The organism is Reichenbachiella carrageenanivorans (assembly GCF_025639805.1).
Classification (GTDB): domain Bacteria; phylum Bacteroidota; class Bacteroidia; order Cytophagales; family Cyclobacteriaceae; genus Reichenbachiella; species Reichenbachiella carrageenanivorans.
On sequence record NZ_CP106735.1, the window covers coordinates 1,924,142 to 1,941,818 of the forward strand.

Consider the following 17,677-nt stretch of genomic DNA (forward strand, 5'->3'; position numbering starts at 1 on the left):
TGTGTCTCGGAATGCCATATCATGGAGCACCTCGGTTTACTCTTCAGGCCATGATTTTTGCTTCAGCTAAAATTCATCAAATAAAATTTGGCTTTTAGCGACGCCAAGTTCTGCTAGCATGAGCTGGGTGGCGGCGATCATCGGAGGAGGTCCACAGAGATAAAACTCGATTGAGCCAATGTTCTTATGGTTTTTGAGTTTTTTCTGCACGGTTTCGTGTACATAGCCTTTGGCGCCTACCCAGCCTTCTGTATCTTCTGAGATTACCAGTTCAAAGTTGAAATTTTCATGATTATCGACCATTTGTTCAAAGTAATCCAGGTAGAAAGCATCTTGCAGTGATCGCGTCCCATACCAATAGCTAACTTTTCGGTTGGTTTTCAGCGTTTCGAACAAATAGGAAATGTGAGATCGGAGTGGAGCCATGCCAGCACCTCCACCGATATAGATCATTTCTGATTGTGTATCCCTGATATGAAAATCGCCGTGAGAACCTTGAATATTTACTAAATCCCCCGTTTTCAACTGAAATATATAAGATGAACCAATACCTGGTAAATGACTGCTTCCAATGGGAGGGAGTGCCAGTCTTACATTAAATTTCAATTCAGTACCTGTAGTAGGATTCGTCGCCAGCGAATAGTTTCGATGCGAGCAGATCTCATTTTTGATTTTGATGCCAAACAAGCTAATGGGGTAGGCCGCTATGACTGAAGCACTCAGGTCAGCGGGAGTCAACTGCCACTCTCCTGTGGGTATCTCTAAGTGTATAAAATCTCCGGGTGCGTAGCTGATGGTTTGCCCATTGGCAGGAGCCAACACCAATTCTTTGATATAGGTGCTCACATTCTCGTTGCTCACTACGGTGTAGGCCAGGCTGGTCTTCTTGGTCAGTGCTTTAGTCAGGTCTATATAGAGTTCGTGTTGATCCACTTTCATAGGAAAAGTCTTGAGCGCCAAGCACACAGGAGGGCGAGTAGGTGATCCGTCTTTGATCAAAAACCTACCGTTGTGTTTGGGGCATTCGACCTCTTCGCCGATCACCAGCCCGTCGGCCAGATGCGTGCTGCCGTGGGTGCATATCCCCTCGGAGGCATAAAATTGACCCGTTTTGGTGTGATAGATCGCAAAGGTTTGCTGCTCAAAATCGAGCCGTCTTACTTCTCCGATACCGATTTCGGCGGTTAGCCCTAGCTTGACCCAGCCAGTCTCATTCATATCGAATGAGCTTCTTTGATAATCGACCTGATGACCCATCCCGTCGCTCGGAGCAGGGATGTCACGTACTACAAAATAGGCAGGGTCTTTCACTTGTTTGAATAATGTAGGGATAATCTCCTTGTAGGCCGAGATTATGCTAGGATAAGGTGGCGGGCAGTCCTTTTTGATCAACTCATGCAATTTGGGTAAGGCGTGATAGGGCACCAAAGGGTACATGTGATGCTCGAGGTGATAGTTCATATTCCAGTAGAAAAATCGATTGATTTTATTCATAAGAATCGTGCGACAATTCAACCGGTGATCCAGTACATTTTCAGCTAATCCTGCGTGCTGTGTAAGGCCATAAAAGACAGCCAACCAAGTACCCAGAAAAGTAGGTAAAATGATCAGCATGAATGGAATAGGTGTTTTTAGATAAAAGCTCAAAGCAATCGAAACACTATAAATGAGTATATAAATACGAGCCCTGAGAAAGACACCTTGATGTGCCGATTTGGGCAGGTAGGTGGCTGTAGTCGGATCGATTTTGCCCAAGGCATGCTTGACTATTTTTTTAAATTCAGCAGGGGCACTTTTCAATGCAAAAAACTGAAGACAGATCCCCAAGATATCAGGTGGACGAGGAACGGCGATTTCAGGATCTCTACCTCTGATGATGGTGTCGCTGTGATGGCGAGTGTGGCTCCATCTCCAAGGCACGGATTGGCGGTTGACCATAAATGAGGCAATCTCATAGAGCACGTTGTTCATCCAGTCGGATTTGAAAGCTGTACCATGGCTGGATTCGTGCCATCGGGAGTCCGATGAGCCGGCATACAATGCACAGTATATGAGATACGGTATTATCGCATACCAATAGGGCCACCAAACGGCAAATAGCGTAGCGCTGCCGAGAATCAGTCCAAACCAAATCAGTGTATCAATGACGGCAGGAAGGTCTTTTCTTTCGAGCAATTGTCGCATGTCTGCCCTAGACACTGGGCAGTGGTACCAAGTGGCTTCAGCCAATCCATTGGCTACTGCTTTTTGTGCCTCGGGGCCAAGTAGACTATAGTCTCTTTCGGTCATGATTTTAGTACTCATTCTTGATTATATCTTTGATCTAAAAGGTTTTTCATAAACACATTGACTTCCCACTGGCTAGTCAGTGGCTGCTTGGTATGTGGTACTATAGGCATGTATGGAAAGGGGCCAAACTCTGTGGTGATTGTAAAATGTGAAAGGTCTTCTTTTCTTGCTCGATCTATGATACGATCCCACCACCCTAAGAAAGTTTGAAGTTCTACATTCCATTCATTTGCTCTGGGATCAGGTACTTGAGGCCCTTGTGTGTACCCAACCCTTGAATGGATGTGCTCACTTCGAGCTATGGCTAGGTCGATGGCTTCCGCTTGATCGTCCAGCAGGGTTTCTGCCACGCAGCACCAATGGCTAAAATCTGCCGTTAGTCGGATGTCTTTATTTGCTTTCAGGAAATGAGAAGTCACATGAGCGGCATAATTGAACCGACTACGATGTGTCTCATGTATGATTTTGATGCCTGTTTGCTGGCTCAATTCTGCTGCAGCTTCAATCAATTCCATGTTTTGATCAAAAGAGAAGAAGTCTCGCCCAGTATGTGAATTGATAAACAAAGGATTATGAATAGCCATAGCCATTAATCGTTCTAGGTATAAGGCTTTGTGTACTTCGAAATCTACCTGGTCGGTTTCCCAATGTTGACCGATCCATTCCATACCCATGTCCATGACTTGGGCAATCTGACTGGCATTGGTGTTCTGATCAGTAGTCGAGAAAGGCAACTCTACGCCATCGTATCCGGCCTTTTTAGCTTTCGCCAAAAACGTATCAAAGTTTCCCGAGTCCATACCCCATTGTGGGCAAAAGAATAATGTCTGCATACAATTCAATATTGAGTCCAAATATGAGTAAGTGCAGATTTGCAATTCTTTGCTTTTTCAAAACAAGAGTTATTCTAGATTTAAAGCTGTTTTATCCAGATAGCAATGATTTACTTTTCATTTTCGAATGTCATCGCGTTGTTATGAATAAAATAGAAATGGTTAGAAATATGAATATCAAAAAGTTGAATCTGTATTTGTTGGTTTTGTTGAGTTTGTTTTCAGCCTGTCAATCCAAGAAAACCACTCCGCTGCTGGAGGTTGCAGATTATGTAAATCCATTTATAGGCACTACTGCTACTGGCAATACGTTTCCTGGTGCTGTGTTGCCATCAGGTATGGCAGCGGTGAGCCCGCACAATATCTACGACAAGGCGCTGAGTGAGAGTACACAGACAGGGATATATGTCTATGGAGAACCTTATATATATGGTTTTGGTCAGACACACTTGAGTGGTGTAGGTTGTCATATGATGGGTAATGTGATTTTAAATCCATCGACAGGAGATTTACAGGTAAAACCAATAGAGAATAGATCGGCCTATGAAAATGAAATAGCCAATCCTGGGTATTATAGCGTAGATCTGACCGACACTAAGATCAAAGCTGAACTCAGTGCAACGATGCGTGTGGGGCTAAATAAATTTTCTTTTCCAAAAGGACAAGCACACGTTACCTTGGATATGTCTCACCCAGTGAATACCATCAATGGCGGGCAGATAAAAATTGTATCACCGACCGAATTAGAAGGCTATGAAATAGACGGAGGCTTTTGCGGAAGCAAGATCAGGCATAAAGTATTTTATGTGGCACAGTTTAGCCAGGCAGCTGCTGCTGTTGGTTATTATGTGAATGGTAAAAAAGTATCGGAAGAGCATCTGACAGAAGTAGAAGGAGATAATGTAGGGGCATACCTGACCTATGATTTTGAAGCACCTACCGAACTCGTTGTAAAAGTGGGTATTTCTTATGTCAGTATCGAAAACGCAAGAAAGAATATTGAAGCAGAAGTCCCCGATTTTGATTTTGAAAAAGTAAGAACGGCAGCCGCGACAGCTTGGGATAGTAAATTGAATCGCATTAGCCTAGAAGGAGGTTCTGAAGAAGAAAAGGAAGTGTTTTACTCTGCCTTGTATCACACTTTGATCTTACCATTCGAGATCAATGATGCCAACGGCGATTATCCAGCCTATCAATCGACTGATACCAAAATCCTTCCTTTCGTAGGGAGAGAGGATACTGTAGGTATCAATCAGCCTACAAAGGTGCTGAATAGCAAAGAACCGAGATATTCTGCCATGTCATTGTGGGATACTTATCGAACTACTCATCCTTTGTTTGCCTTAGTATATCCAGATATGCAGACCAAGATGGTAAAGTCTATGCTAGGTATGTATCAGGAAAGTGGTCGACTACCGATGTGGCCTTTGATCGATCAGGAATGTGGATGTATGGTAGGAGATCCTGCTACATTGGTCATTGCGGATACGTACATGAAAGGGTTGAGAAATTACGATGTGGATTTGGCTTATGAAGCCATGACTGCTAATGCCAATTATCCTGAAGAGGGAGGAAATGGACTTCGTGCAGGAGGTACAGAGTATGCCCGAGATGGTTATATCCCTGAAGACAAGAAAATCGACCTCCGAGTATGGGGCACAGTGTCTACGGCATTAGAGTATGCTCATGCTGATGCTGGATTGGCTAACGTAGCGAAAGATTTAGGGAAAATGGGCGATTATGAAAAGTATAGGAATAGAAGTCTTGCTTATCAAAATTATTGGAATAAAGAGACGGGCTTTTTGCAAGCTAAGAATAGTGACGGTAGTTGGCTTACACCTTTTGATCCATTGTCCACAGCAGGAGAGATAGAAGGTTTTGATCACTTGGGTGGTTTGGGCTACGTAGAGGGCAATGCTTGGCAGTATTTGTTTTTTGTGCCGCATGACCCAGAGGGTTTACAACAATTGATGGGAGGAGAAATAAAATACTTGGACAAATTACAAGCGTGTTTCGATAGAGATTTGTTTGTCTTGTGGAACGAACCAGACATGAGTTACCCTTATTTTTTCAACCATGTGAAAGGGGAAGAGTGGAGAACACAAAAGTATGTGCAAGAAAGCCTAAAAAAGCATTTCAATACGTCTGCTGCCGGATTGCCTGGCAATGATGATGCAGGTACGCTGTCCTGCTGGGCGGTATTTAGTATGATGGGATTGTATCCAGATTGCCCTGGTACACCGAGGTATCAATTGACTACACCGACTTTCGATAAAGTCATGATCAAATTGGATACTAATTATTACAAAGGCAAATCAATTGTCTTGCAAAAGACGGCATTATCAGATTCAGACTCATTCGAAAAAATCAAAAGCATCTTGTTGAATGGTAAACCAAATACTACCTATGAGGTATCGCATGATGATTTAACGGCAGGAGCCAAACTAGAATTTGTTATAGCCGAATGATAGTGTGCTAGCAGGTATAGGTAAAAAAGAGGCTGCTTCATATGAAACAGCCTCTTTTGCATTTGGTCATTATCTTATCGACCTGCATCTGGATGATCACCCCATTCTGCTCTACGTTCTTCATCGAAATTGGGATTATCCTGTGGCATATCTGCACCGATAGAAGTCAGGTGATCATCTAACAGCCCAATGAGCTTGTTTGTGATTCCTTTTTCTGTTTCACTCAAATCATTCCTTTCCGCTAGGTCATTTTTCAAATGATACAATTCATAAGTGATTTCATCATTATACCTTTTGATTAGTTTGTAATCTCCACATCGCACCGCACTTGCTGGTCGGTCGTGATGATACACTGGATAATGCCAGTATTCGGTACGGTCGTCAAATAGGGCTGGGTTGTCGAAGATCGGCACGATGCTTTTTCCATCGAGAGTTAAATCGTCCGAATCATAATTGGCCAATTCTAAAAAAGTAGGATAAAAATCTATACCATTGACGAGGGCATGGTTTTCAGAAGAATCCGCTACATGGCCAGGCCATTTGACGATCAGTGGCACACGTATGCCTCCTTCATAGAGGTTGCCTTTTTCACCTCTTAGTGGTGCATTGGATGTTACGGGTTGGTTTCTGGTATATTTGAGATACTCAGGCCGATAGGGAGTGTACAGACCGCCATTGTCACTATAAAATACAATCATGGTATTGTCGTTTAGTCCGAGTGCATCCAGCTTGTCCATCAAGCGTCCGACATTGTTGTCTAATGATTTCATCATGGCAGCATACCAAGGATTGTTCACTTCTTCCGTTTTTTCTTTCGTAAGAAAAGGTGTTAAGAGCGAGTCAGGTACATCTAGCGGCAAGTGTACTGCAAAGTGAGACACCACTAGCATAAAAGTAGAATCCTTATTCTTATCTATAAAATCTATAGCAAAGTCTGTCAGTACATCGGTCAGGTATGCCGAGTCTGCCAGTTGAGGCTGTGGAGGCGTCAGGCGTTTATCCAGATTGTAGTAGGTGCCTCCTTTTGTGAAGCGAACTACTTCGTCGAATCCTTGGTTTTCTACTGCATATTGGTCGTCGTATCCTAGGTGCCATTTGCCAAAGTATCCGGTATGATAGCCTGCCTTTTGCAAAGACTCACCCATTGTCTCTATCTCTAAGGGTAAGTACTGTGTCCTATTGATCACGGCTAGTTTGGATTCATAGGGTCTCCAGTGTCCAGGGATCCAGTCTGTAAGCCCTACTCTGGCAGGATACTGGCCAGAGAATACGCCCGCACGAGCAGGAGAGCAGACAGGTGCTGGTGCATAAGCATCGGTAAATTTCATTCCCTGTTGGGCCAAGCGATCGATGTTGGGCGTTTCATGGTAAGTATTGCCATAGCACCCTAGATCGGCCCAGCCTAAATCATCCGCATAGATAAATACTATATTTGGGTGATCTGCTTTTCCTTCTTCTGCTTGTTTAGTCGCGCAAGCTGAAAAAAAAAGGCTGCATGCTACAGCCCCTTTTAATACTATGTTGTTTATGCTCATTTTTATCTTTTAATGATTTTAATCAATTGTTGAGTAGAATCTTGAGTTTTGATCAAATAGAGTCCATTAGGAAGTTGCGTGTTCAATTGAGTCAAGTATTCGCTCAATTGTGCAGGTGTTCCTGAAGAAGATCCCATTTGCTGGCCTCTAATTGAATAGACTGATACGCTCATTTTTGAGCTTTTGCTATTTAAGGTGATGGTGCTGCCACTTTGCCATAGCGAGGGGTAAATTGCTAAGTCAGACTGCAAGTTAGTTACGCTCAATACGGGATTGACTTTGCTTCCTTTTAGGTTAAAAACGAAGTCAGAATCTTCCGTGATTGCAAAGGTCAGTACAGCATCAAAATCGCTACCAGACTGGGGTTCATATGTGATTTTGAAACTTGATACTTTGTTTGGTTCTAGGTCTCGCTTCAAGAGCGTATCGTCATAAGAAAAGGCACCATTTGCATCGGTAAGCATGAAGTCACCAATCTCTAGATCCTGAGTGCCTATGTTTGTGATGATGACCGTTTTGGTCATTGAGGTCTCTTCCGCACCCAATTCTCCAAAATCATAGTTCGATGCCGTAAGATAGTTTTCGCTCTCGATGGTGAGCTGGGCCGTAGCTACGCTTTGTTCTACGGTGCCTGTAAGGTCTACTTCAAATACACCTGCTGTTCGGCTATCTGACGATAGGATGAGGGTACCTGTTTTTGATCCTACTTCGAGTGTCTTTAAGTTGATGGAGAACGGCACACTGGCTCCAGGGTTGATCGTAGAAGGCATGGTACCAGATGAAAATCCATCGGCCGTGAGTTTGGTATTGCTATCAAACGTGAGGATAGTAGTTCCTGTGTTTGTGATAAGGAGCGTCTTGGTCACAGAGGACCAACCAGTGTATGTAGTTCCAAAGTCTAATGCCTCAGGCGAGGTAAGCACGTTGCCATCCATACTCACTTCCATTTGCGGATAATAATCCTTTGCTGCTATCGAAAGATTGAAGGTATATGGATTTTTTGTATTCGTGTTATTGATAATTTGAATCTGAGCTGATTTGGAACCCGCAGACTTGGCCGTAAATGTAACCGTAAAGGTTTGATCTGCTCCTTTTTCTAGTGGGGTAGTCAATGAGGTTTGTACTACTGAAAACTCATCTTCTGCATCGTTGAGCAATGTCACGATAGGAGAGCCAGACAGGTTGACATCAGCGTCTCCAGTGTTTTTTAGCGTGAAAGTTTTAGTGACAGTAGAGGAAACATTGATATCTATTTCAGGAAGGGTCACAATAGATTGATTTTTGACTTCTTCTGTATCCATAAAAACGGCCATCCGTGGCACGTTTGGATCTGCAGGTGTGCTGAAATAAGCGATACCATACTTAGGAATCGTCAGGGAGGCACCAAGTGTCGTTTCGGTAGTGCTTGGATCGCTTGTTCTACTGAGATTGTTGCTAGACGAGAGTATGACTTTTTCTCCCTGTGCTGCAGTGAGCCCAGAGGTAGTGATTGTTTGTGAGCTACCCGAGCGGTTCACAATCATGTATCTTGTGCTTCCTTCTTCATTTTGTGAAAATTGCCATCCTTCTATGGCATTTACATCTGAACCCGTTCCTATTTTGACATTGCTGCCAAAGATGAGTCGCTCGGCTTGGCTACAGTTGTTAGATGCCATACCTAGCATAGCGTAGGCACGGCCAAAGGCAGTAATACTACCATTGTTGCCTAAATCTCCAAACTGATGAAAGTTGATTAGTCCTAAGTTGCCCATGTCCATCCACATACCCGCTTGGTGCAAAGAGGCTAGACCCAGCCCCCAACTTTTTTCACCATCTTCTGTTTTATTAGAACTGGCGTCGAATTCGGTCATCCAATAGTCGAAGCCCTTAGGCATGTCGCTTCTGGTGCTGTCAAACTCCCAATGTTCATCGATGCTTTTGAGAGCATCGCCAAACTCATCTTCAGTATCTGTAAGGCTGTAAGCTCCTGTACCACCATAAATGTGGAAAGAAAGCGACTGTACCAGGCTTTTGTCAATTTTGGAAATCACCACTTCATTCCATTTGTTTCTTCTCGTAGGGCTATCACTATTTGCATCGCTACCGATCGCACAGAGATTTACGCCAGGAAATCGAGCCGCTAGCTTGGCCGACCAGTCGTTTACCGCATCGGCATAGTGTTCGCCACTCCCAGGGAAGGCACCAGTGATACCATTGATCGCTCCTGCACTATAAGGCTCTATGGCTGCTCCTCCTGTACTTCCAGTGCCTGCGTAGCTTTTATCAAAGAAGTACTCATTGCCATATTCTATATATTTCACAGGAATACCCTCAGCTTCTGCGCGCTCTAGCATGTCGAGTGCGTTTGCATATCTGTCGTCCATCATGGCCCACCAGTCATCAGAGAGTGGAGTTTCGTCTACGGAGCGGTCCCACAGCAGGGAGTAGTAGTCTGCTCCAGGTGTGATCAAGTTCAGTACAAACATCACTTCCGTATCTCCGTTAGAGTCCTCTATGAGTTTATTTAGGTCACTCAAAGGGTTGGGTTGATTCGTGAAAGTGACGACCCAGTTGATTACGTTTTTTTTCTGAATAAACTGACTAGGTGTATTGGTCGATAGACTAATGTCATCCTGCTGTGCGTCAAACATACGATCCTTTTTGTGATCCCAATAAGAGCTCACCGTTCCTCCAGGGTAGCGGATTAGTCCAGCTTCACTTTTTTCCCAGGTTTCTCTTCTTCCACTACTCGTCCAAGGATTTGGGATGTTGGCCGTGTTGCTGTTGTATCCAGCCATTTTGGGATAGATAGGTTGTGCAGCTTTCGTCCCGTCGATAGTGACGTTCTGAGCCCAAGCCGTATAGATCCCACTATATAGTATAGCTGTAAGTAGTAATAATTTTTTCATCTGTTATAGTTTCTTTGTTCCACTTTAGATGCAAAAGGAGAATCCTAATGCATAATGCTGAATAGCAATTTATGTAGGTGAAAAAAGTTCTGAAATAATTTCATAGTACAGTTACTAGCGATTTTCAAATGAGGACAAGATTAAGATATAGCAAGGCCTATGCGATATCGCTCGGTATATGACCAATGTCAAGCGTGAGATTTTGTTTTTTTGGATGTCGCTAAAAACAGGTAAGCATATCTTCTTGTTTGTTCTGATTTCAAGTATAGTGGAGTGCCACAGTGGCTACTCTCATATAGATCAATCCAGTGGGGGAGGCATGGTCTTTTTTAACCAAAAGGGGCTGTTTTGTATAGCCTGATAGAGGGTTATGGATATACTGTTTGTGCTTTTATATTAAAAAGTAAGAGGGCCTACTATATATATTCTGAAAAGAGCTAAGCACATTCGATTTTGAGTGAAATACTCAAGGGAATGACCACTATTGCCTGTTTTTTCCCTTCTCATTTTTCTTTGGTTTTTCAAATTGGAAGCGATTAGTCTTTCTAATGCGCTTTTATTGTTTAGTGATCTTCTGCTTGATGTCCAATCCTGCGAAGCTCATGAGAGTTGCACGAATATGAATACATACTAAAAGTACTTATGAAAAAAAATTTTACTAGAAAATGGAAAGTTGCCTTACTCGCAGGGATATTGCTGAGTTGGGGAAGTGCCATGGCACAGACTACCGTGATTACCGGAACGGTGACTGGCCCTCCTGGAAATGAACCCATACCAGGAGTGAATGTAATCGCACAGGGAACAACCTCTGGATCGATTACAGATATAGACGGTAATTATAAGATCAATGTGAGCGATGAGGTTACAGCTTTGATTTTTTCGTTCATAGGGTATGAAACCAAAGAGGTAAGTATAGGAGGTCGAACCTCTATCGACGTTGTTTTAGACGAAGACATAGAGACTTTGGAAGAAGTGGTGATTGTAGGCTATGGTACAGAATCGAAAAAGATGGCTACTGGTAGTTACACCAAAGTAGATGCCAAAGGACTCAGCCAAAAAGTAAGCAGTTCATTTCAAGAAGGGCTTCAAGGAATGGCCGCAGGTATGGATGTGACAGGAGCTAGTGGTGCCGTAGGTGGAGCCATCAATATCCGGATCAGAGGTACGGGTTCTTTTTCTAGTAATGCCAATCCGTTGTACGTGATAGACGGGATACCATATACTTCTTATCCTACAGATGGACTGGGCAATTTCGGAACAGTATTTAATCCGCTAACCAACATCAACCCACAGGACATTGCATCTATGACGGTATTGAAAGATGCTGAAGCCACTTCGATCTACGGCTCTAGAGGAGCCAATGGGGTCATTATCGTAACTACCAAAACAGGACAAAAGGGCAAGGCGAAGTTTGAGGTCAGTTATTCGCAAGGAATCTCCGAAGCAGCTAATGTACTTGATCACTTGGGTACTGAGCAGTGGATAGATTACCTAGAAGAGTCTTGGGACAATGCAGGTACACCTGTTGCCAACAGAAAACTACCCTATACCACAGATGCTGCAGACGGATGGTACACAGATGAAGTAGCTAGGTCTATAGACGACGACAAATTTGACAGGGTGTACAGACAAGGCATGCAGCGCAATGCTTCTCTGGCCGTGTCGGGAGGGAATGATAAGGTAACTTATCGTATCAATGGTGCCTATAGCAAAGCCGAAGGTATACTAGAAAGAAATGATAATGAAAGGGTGTCGTTCGCAGGAAACTTGGACGTGCAATTGACACCTAAAATGAAGGCTGGAATCAACATGTCGGTTTCAAATACTAAAAACTCACAGTTTCCGACTAACATCTATTTTCTGAATGCGGAAGGCCATACTGGCGGTGTGTTCCAATATTTTAGCAACCCGACAGGACTGAATTTTATAAGAAATTCCTTGCCTATGTATCCGATCTATAATCCTGATGGTACCTTCTTTCAAGGTACTGGACTTAGTAATGTAGGCCCAGCTTTAGATCCTGATTATTTCAAACATGAATCTTATTCTTTCAATTCTATGGTATCGGGTTCTTATCAGTATAAGATCACGCCCGACCTTACATTTGATGCCACTTTTGGTTTGAATTATATTGGTTACCGCAGAGACGTATTTTTTAGCCCATTTGTAACTACCCCTTCCGAAATTGGATGTGATGATTGTAAGGGGTATGCCGAAAGAATGATGCAACACCGTTTTTACCTCAATAGCAATGCGACGTTGAAGTACAACAAGGCCATCAATCTCAATGTCTTCGAAACGTTGGTAGGGGTGGAAACCTTTAGTGAAAACAACAACTATTTGGGATTGAAAGGGGTAGGTTTTCCTAAAACCAATTCGATCAGCAATGTAGGGTCTGCGCAAGAGCCTATCGAATGGAAATCAGAAGAATCTGGTGTTGTATTCTATTCGGCATTTGCCAGGTTTAAATATGCGTATGATCAGCGATATATCATCGGATTGAGTGCTCGTGCAGATGGATCTTCTCGATTTGGTGCTGCCAATAGATGGGGCGTATTTCCAGCTGCATCTGTAGGATGGAATATCTCTCAGGAGTCCTTTATGGATGACGCCAGTTTTATCGACTTTCTTAAAGTAAGAGCCAGCTACGGGGTAACAGGTAATGCAGAAATCGATCAAAGTGCAGCGTTCTACAACTGGAATTTTAATAGTGTGTCTTATGCAGGTGGACAGGGAGTTACGCCATTGAGATTACAAGGATCCACCGACAACATCGGATGGGAAAGAGCTTACACGCTCGACGTGGGTGTAGACTTCGAATTGTTCGACAAGAGATTGCGTGGAGAGGTTGGATATTTCAATCGTAGGAGTACCGATCTATTAGCCAAGTTGTCGTTGCCACCTACCTCTGGAGGAGGCAGTTTCATTGCCAACACAGGTTCTATACTCAACAAAGGTATTGAGATGTCATTGACTACCGACATTATTCGAAGAGCAGTGACTTGGTCTACTTCTATCAATGTGACTCATCAGAAAAATGAGGTCCTGAGCTTGGGTACTGATGTTGATCCTACCGTATTCCAAACAAATGCTAGAGTTGGTATCCCAGTCGTTGGAGGATCGGTCTCAGGCTATGAGCTAGTTAAGTGGCTTGGTGTAGATCCTCAGACAGGCTATGAAATGTTTGAAGACCCAGAAACTGGACAAGCCTATCAATTTGCCGATCCCGAAAGACCTACTCAGGGCGAAATGCAAAACTTGGTTCAAACCATAGATGGCAAAGATGGTGTGCCAGACTGGTATGGTAGTATTACCAACAACATTGGGTTCAAGGGTTTCAACCTTTCGTTCCAATTCTACTTCAAACAAGGACTCTATCTTTATGACGATGAGCTCACTCAGATGGCCTACATGGGCAAAGGCAATCAGTTGACCAATGTGCCGCAATTTATGTACGATGAGCGCTGGCAGCAACCAGGTGATCAAACGGATGTTCCAAGAATGATCTATGATCATCCTTTGGCAGGCAATCCAGCTAGAGGCAACCGATCTACTCGTTTCTTATACGATGGTTCATTCGTTCGCTTGAGAAACGTGACCGTGTCTTACAACTTCCCCTCAGCACTTTGCCAGCGATTGGGTATGACTAGTGTAAGAATATTCGCTACGGGTACCAACCTACTCACCTTTACCAAGTACCCAGGCTGGGATCCTGAGTCGCTCAACTCAGTGGGTAGCTTTAGCCCATCAGCAGCCAATATTGAGCCTGGACTCATCAAAGGCAATCCGCCACAGGCCAAGGTTTATAAATTAGGAGTCCACTTTACATTTTAATGATTAGTAGAGATGAATAGATATATCAATAAAATATATACATGTATAGCCACTACGATGATGGTGGTCATAGGTGCAGGATGTACTTCTTTCGAAGACGTGAATCCGACCAACGAATTTCCTGGTAATGAAGTAGGAGAATCGACCTACAACATAGAATTGGTACTCAACGAAGGCTATTTGGCTTGGAGTCAAAGTTTCTGCTCACAGCATTTGCCTGTGGCCAACTTGCTGGCAGATTATACCGAAGCAATTACAGGAGAACAGTCTCTGGGTGGGAGTTATGAAAATTTGTACGAGTTTGATAGGGGAGTATTCCATAATGACGGACAATGGAGTAGTGCTTACAAAGCGATCAATCAAGCCAATATGGTTTTGGATTTCACGGAAAATACGGATCCAATAGACGAATTGTATCTCTTGCAAAGAGATAGGTTTAGAGGTGAGGCATGGTTCATTAGAGCATACGCCTACTTTTTGCTGATTAGGTACTATGGAGAGCAATACAATACGGCAGGTTTGTCCAAGCCAGGCGTCGTACTCCGAACAACCCCAGCCACTGGATTTGACGCAGGAGGTAGAGCCTCTGTAGGAGAGGTGTACAGTCAGATATTGAGTGACTTGGACTCTGCTGAGAAGTACTTACCACTCACATTTACTACACCAGACAATGACTATGAGCAGTTCCCAGTCTTTCAGTTCAGAGCCAAGAGGTTTGATGCTTTAAGCCTAAAAGCAAAGGTTCAGTTTCAAATGAATGAAATGAATCAGTGCCTATTGACCTTGCAGAAGGTGATAGGTTTTCTACCTGGATCTATTGTCATCACTCCTAAAGTGGCACCAGCAGATGTGATGAGTATATTGGCGGACTCAGTAGCTAACTTTTACTTCACACAGTATGATGTCAATGCTAAGCTACGTCAGGTTTCAGCCAACTTTACGGTGTCTGGAGACAAAGGACTTATGGTGAACATAGATGGTATAACTAATGAGAAACAGTCTGTTATTTTCCTTACTGATCAGTTTATTGATTTATATCTCGATGCCAATGGCGTGGTGAAAGGTGGTGATGGCTATCGAATGAACAATTTTGTATTTAAGATAGATATAGAAGACCTTGAAGGTGTTGTGGTTGATTCGAGCAGATACATTTTTAATAAGTTCGTGCTCGATGCTGAATCAAACACCAGCTGGCCTACTTTGAGATTGGAAGAGTTACTGTTGATGCGTGCAGAAGCATGGGCATTGACTAACCAAGCATCCGCTGCGGTCAAGGATTTAAACTATCTCAAATCCTTGCGTAAGGCTACACCTGTGTCACTTTCTCTTTCGAGAGTAGAGCTGTTGGATGCGATCGCTCAGGATCGTATGCTAGAGCTTGTTGGCGAAGGCGAACGGTTTTTCAACTGGAAGCGCATGGGGGCATATAATGAGCTGATAGAGTCGGTTTACTCACCCGAGGTCTACAGCAGTTATGATCGTTTGCGTACGCAAAATATTGTATGGAACCATCCTGGCACGCTTCTCAGAATACCCCAAACGGAAATCACTCGAAATACGGATTTGACTGATGCAGATCAGAATCCTTAAGGCAACAATAACAACAACAAATTTCTATTTGACTAAAAAATTAATGATAATGAAAAACAAGATATTTAATAATATACGCATCACAGGCTTCATAGGAGCCTTGATGCTGATTGGTTTGATGCCCTTGGCATCTCAAGCACAAACTACGATTACAAAGTTTCATCCTATAGCAGGGTTTATTGGAGATACAATTGTGATTACGGGAACAGGGTTGAACAGTACGGAAAAAGTACATGTAGGACAGTTAGAAGCTACTTTCAAAAAAGTGAATGATACCATGTTGAAATTTGCGATCCCAGTTGGGGCTGTGAATAATGATACGCTTACGATTTTTGATGGAACCAGTACTATCAAACCTCAAATTATTAAAGAGGGGGTGCCAGAATACGTGGATAAGCGAATTTTTATCCCTGAGGCTGTGAATAGTTTTGAACAGATCGTGTTTTTTGAGCCTGTGATGGATCCTTTTATGGGGGGCTCGCCTGGAGGAGGACCAATAGGTGACCACGAGACTAACAATCGGTTTGTCAATGACGATCTTACTTTTTCAGGTACAGGTAGTTTGCCTTGGGCTACAAAGCCTGAAGATCCAAATTACAACAAAACATCTGGTGCGTTTGGTATTGGGCTGAGTGATGGTGACTATTTTCAGATCGACGGGATCAATACAGTAGGCCTAGAGAATGTTAGACTGTCATTTGCGCTGGCTGCTTGGTACGCCGAAATACAAGGTGGTGTAAACATCTCCTACAGTGAAGATAATGGTGCCAATTGGGTAAGCATGGGAGGTGTCTCTGAGTGGAATTTGAACAAGTGGGTTTTTAAAAGAATAGCGAAGACATTGCCATCTGTCTCTACCCTCAGTTTGAAATTTGAGTTTAATCAGCCAGCAGCGGGTGGTGATATAATTTTCGACGACATTAGAGTGACAGGTTTCCCTGCTGGTGTGGCTGTTGTTTCTGAGTATATTCCAAACAAAGCCAAGCCTGGCAAAGAACTTTTGATCAAAGGGTCTTCTTTGGGAGACATCAAAACGGTAAGGTTTATAGCTGAAGACGATAGCAATATCGAGGTAACAGACCTAAACGTAGCAGATGGTGGAGAATCTATTACCCTCACCGTGCCACAAGGAGTAAAGACTGCTGCACTTACCTTGATCAACTCTAAAGGAGTAGAATTTCCAACTGATGATCTTACGATCTTAGATGCATCGCCAAAAGTGACTAAGTTCAACCCTAGTGCTGCACCTATCGGTGGTTTGATCAAACTCGAAGGAGAAGACCTGTACAACATCACCTCTATTGCCTTTGGAAATGTAGATGCGCCAGTATATTTCTTAATAGATGATACTCGAGTAGACGTGTATGTGCCAGCAGGAGCTGTGACGAGTGCGGTGAAAGTAGAGAGTCTGCAAGGCTCATTCGATAGTGGCAATATAATACTAGATGAAAATGACACAGAGATTCAACTGGGAGACTTCTCAGTAGATAACTCGGTGCCGTTGCTCACTTTCACACTATCCGAAACCGAAGCGGAAGAAGGACAAACAGTAAGCTTAGTTGCTAAGTTGACTACAGCGGCTACACAGGCTGTAAAATTGGATCTTTCATTTGGTGGTAGTGTGTCAGACGATGACTATAAGGTAAGTACAGAGACTGCTGTTATCGTGGCAGGGTCTGTAGAGTCTGATCCGATCACGATCACGATCGTCAATGAAGGTGATAACTTTGAAGATGAAGAAACCTTAGAGATCACGATGATTGGCTCAGCAGGTCCTGCAGTACCTGGCGCACCAAGGACACAATCTATTACGATCAAACAGGCAGCTGTCTTGAGCGTAAAAGACGAGCTGAAGGAAAGCGAAATAGTTGTTTATCAAAACATGGAAGGGTTGAATGTGTTGTTGAAAAACGAAGTGGCATTCAAAGACGCAACAGCTGTTATTTATGACTTGAATGGTAGCCGCATGTATTTGAAGCATTTCAATCAAATCAATGGGAAATTGCTAGTTCCTGAAGTGAACCAATATAAGCCTGGTGTCTACGTTTTGATGCTAGCCAACTACGAAGGTCAACTGGTTAGAAAGTTTATTGTTAAGTAATAAAGAAGCTTTAGGAGGCTGTTTTTAAAACCAATTTTGAAACTCGTCAAACTTGCCCATCGCAGATGGGTATAAATACACGAAAAACCAGCTGGCTTTTGTGTAGGGTAGTCCAACAGTTTTAATAGGGTTTTGAAAC

Annotated in this window: 8 protein-coding genes; 4 read left to right on the forward strand and 4 right to left on the reverse strand. The window is 43.2% G+C overall.

Annotated elements, in window-relative coordinates; genetic code table 11:
• Positions 1 to 66: 66 nt before the first annotated feature.
• Together N7E81_RS07765 and N7E81_RS07770 are read right to left on the reverse strand one after the other, a co-directional pair.
• On the reverse strand, positions 67 to 2,304 hold the full coding sequence (locus N7E81_RS07765) for a fatty acid desaturase (RefSeq protein ID WP_263052723.1): 2,238 nt from the start codon (positions 2,302 to 2,304) through the stop codon (positions 67 to 69).
• Positions 2,301 to 3,122, reverse strand: a complete 822-nt coding sequence (locus N7E81_RS07770) for a sugar phosphate isomerase/epimerase family protein (protein WP_263052724.1) — start codon at positions 3,120 to 3,122, stop codon at positions 2,301 to 2,303. The genes N7E81_RS07765 and N7E81_RS07770 overlap by 4 nt, the downstream gene beginning before the upstream one ends.
• A 143-nt stretch (positions 3,123 to 3,265) precedes the next feature.
• Here N7E81_RS07770 and N7E81_RS07775 point away from each other — a divergent pair, with 143 nt between their 5' ends.
• Positions 3,266 to 5,590 (forward strand): GH92 family glycosyl hydrolase, encoded by a 2,325-nt coding sequence (locus N7E81_RS07775; RefSeq protein WP_263052725.1) that lies wholly within the window; start codon positions 3,266 to 3,268, stop codon positions 5,588 to 5,590.
• Between the two features lie 74 nt (positions 5,591 to 5,664).
• On the opposite strand, the gene N7E81_RS07780 is transcribed toward N7E81_RS07775, so the two are convergent.
• On the reverse strand, positions 5,665 to 7,125 hold the full coding sequence (locus N7E81_RS07780; RefSeq protein WP_263052726.1) for a sulfatase: 1,461 nt from the start codon (positions 7,123 to 7,125) through the stop codon (positions 5,665 to 5,667).
• Positions 7,126 to 7,127: 2 nt separating this feature from the next.
• Positions 7,128 to 10,013, reverse strand: coding sequence for a choice-of-anchor D domain-containing protein (locus tag N7E81_RS07785; protein WP_263052727.1), 2,886 nt, complete (start codon positions 10,011 to 10,013; stop codon positions 7,128 to 7,130).
• A gap of 642 nt (positions 10,014 to 10,655) precedes the next feature.
• Between N7E81_RS07785 and N7E81_RS07790 the strand changes: the two genes are divergently transcribed.
• From N7E81_RS07790 to N7E81_RS07800, 3 genes are read left to right on the forward strand one after another with little or no spacing between them, the layout of a single operon-like run.
• Positions 10,656 to 13,847 carry a SusC/RagA family TonB-linked outer membrane protein gene (locus N7E81_RS07790; protein WP_263052728.1) on the forward strand — a complete coding sequence of 1,064 codons (3,192 nt, stop codon included), beginning with the start codon at positions 10,656 to 10,658 and terminating at the stop codon, positions 13,845 to 13,847.
• A gap of 12 nt (positions 13,848 to 13,859) precedes the next feature.
• Entirely contained in the window at positions 13,860 to 15,437 is a 1,578-nt protein-coding gene (locus N7E81_RS07795; RefSeq protein WP_263052729.1) for a RagB/SusD family nutrient uptake outer membrane protein, read from the forward strand.
• Between the two features lie 49 nt (positions 15,438 to 15,486).
• A complete protein-coding gene (locus N7E81_RS07800) occupies positions 15,487 to 17,538 on the forward strand; it encodes an IPT/TIG domain-containing protein (protein ID WP_263052730.1) in 2,052 nt (683 codons plus the stop codon).
• Positions 17,539 to 17,677 lie beyond the last annotated feature (139 nt).

Bases quoted from the DNA above. Each gene is read 5' to 3' on its own strand.
- N7E81_RS07765 (WP_263052723.1), bottom strand. From the start codon at position 2,304: ATGAGTACTAAAATCATGACCGAAAGAGACTATAGTCTACTTGGCCCC.
- N7E81_RS07800 (WP_263052730.1), top strand. From the start codon at position 15,487: ATGAAAAACAAGATATTTAATAATATACGCATCACAGGCTTCATAGGA.
- N7E81_RS07775 (WP_263052725.1), top strand. From the start codon at position 3,266: ATGAATAAAATAGAAATGGTTAGAAATATGAATATCAAAAAGTTGAAT.
- N7E81_RS07790 (WP_263052728.1), top strand. From the start codon at position 10,656: ATGAAAAAAAATTTTACTAGAAAATGGAAAGTTGCCTTACTCGCAGGG.
- N7E81_RS07785 (WP_263052727.1), bottom strand. From the start codon at position 10,013: ATGAAAAAATTATTACTACTTACAGCTATACTATATAGTGGGATCTAT.
- N7E81_RS07795 (WP_263052729.1), top strand. From the start codon at position 13,860: ATGAATAGATATATCAATAAAATATATACATGTATAGCCACTACGATG.
- N7E81_RS07770 (WP_263052724.1), bottom strand. From the start codon at position 3,122: ATGCAGACATTATTCTTTTGCCCACAATGGGGTATGGACTCGGGAAAC.
- N7E81_RS07780 (WP_263052726.1), bottom strand. From the start codon at position 7,125: ATGAGCATAAACAACATAGTATTAAAAGGGGCTGTAGCATGCAGCCTT.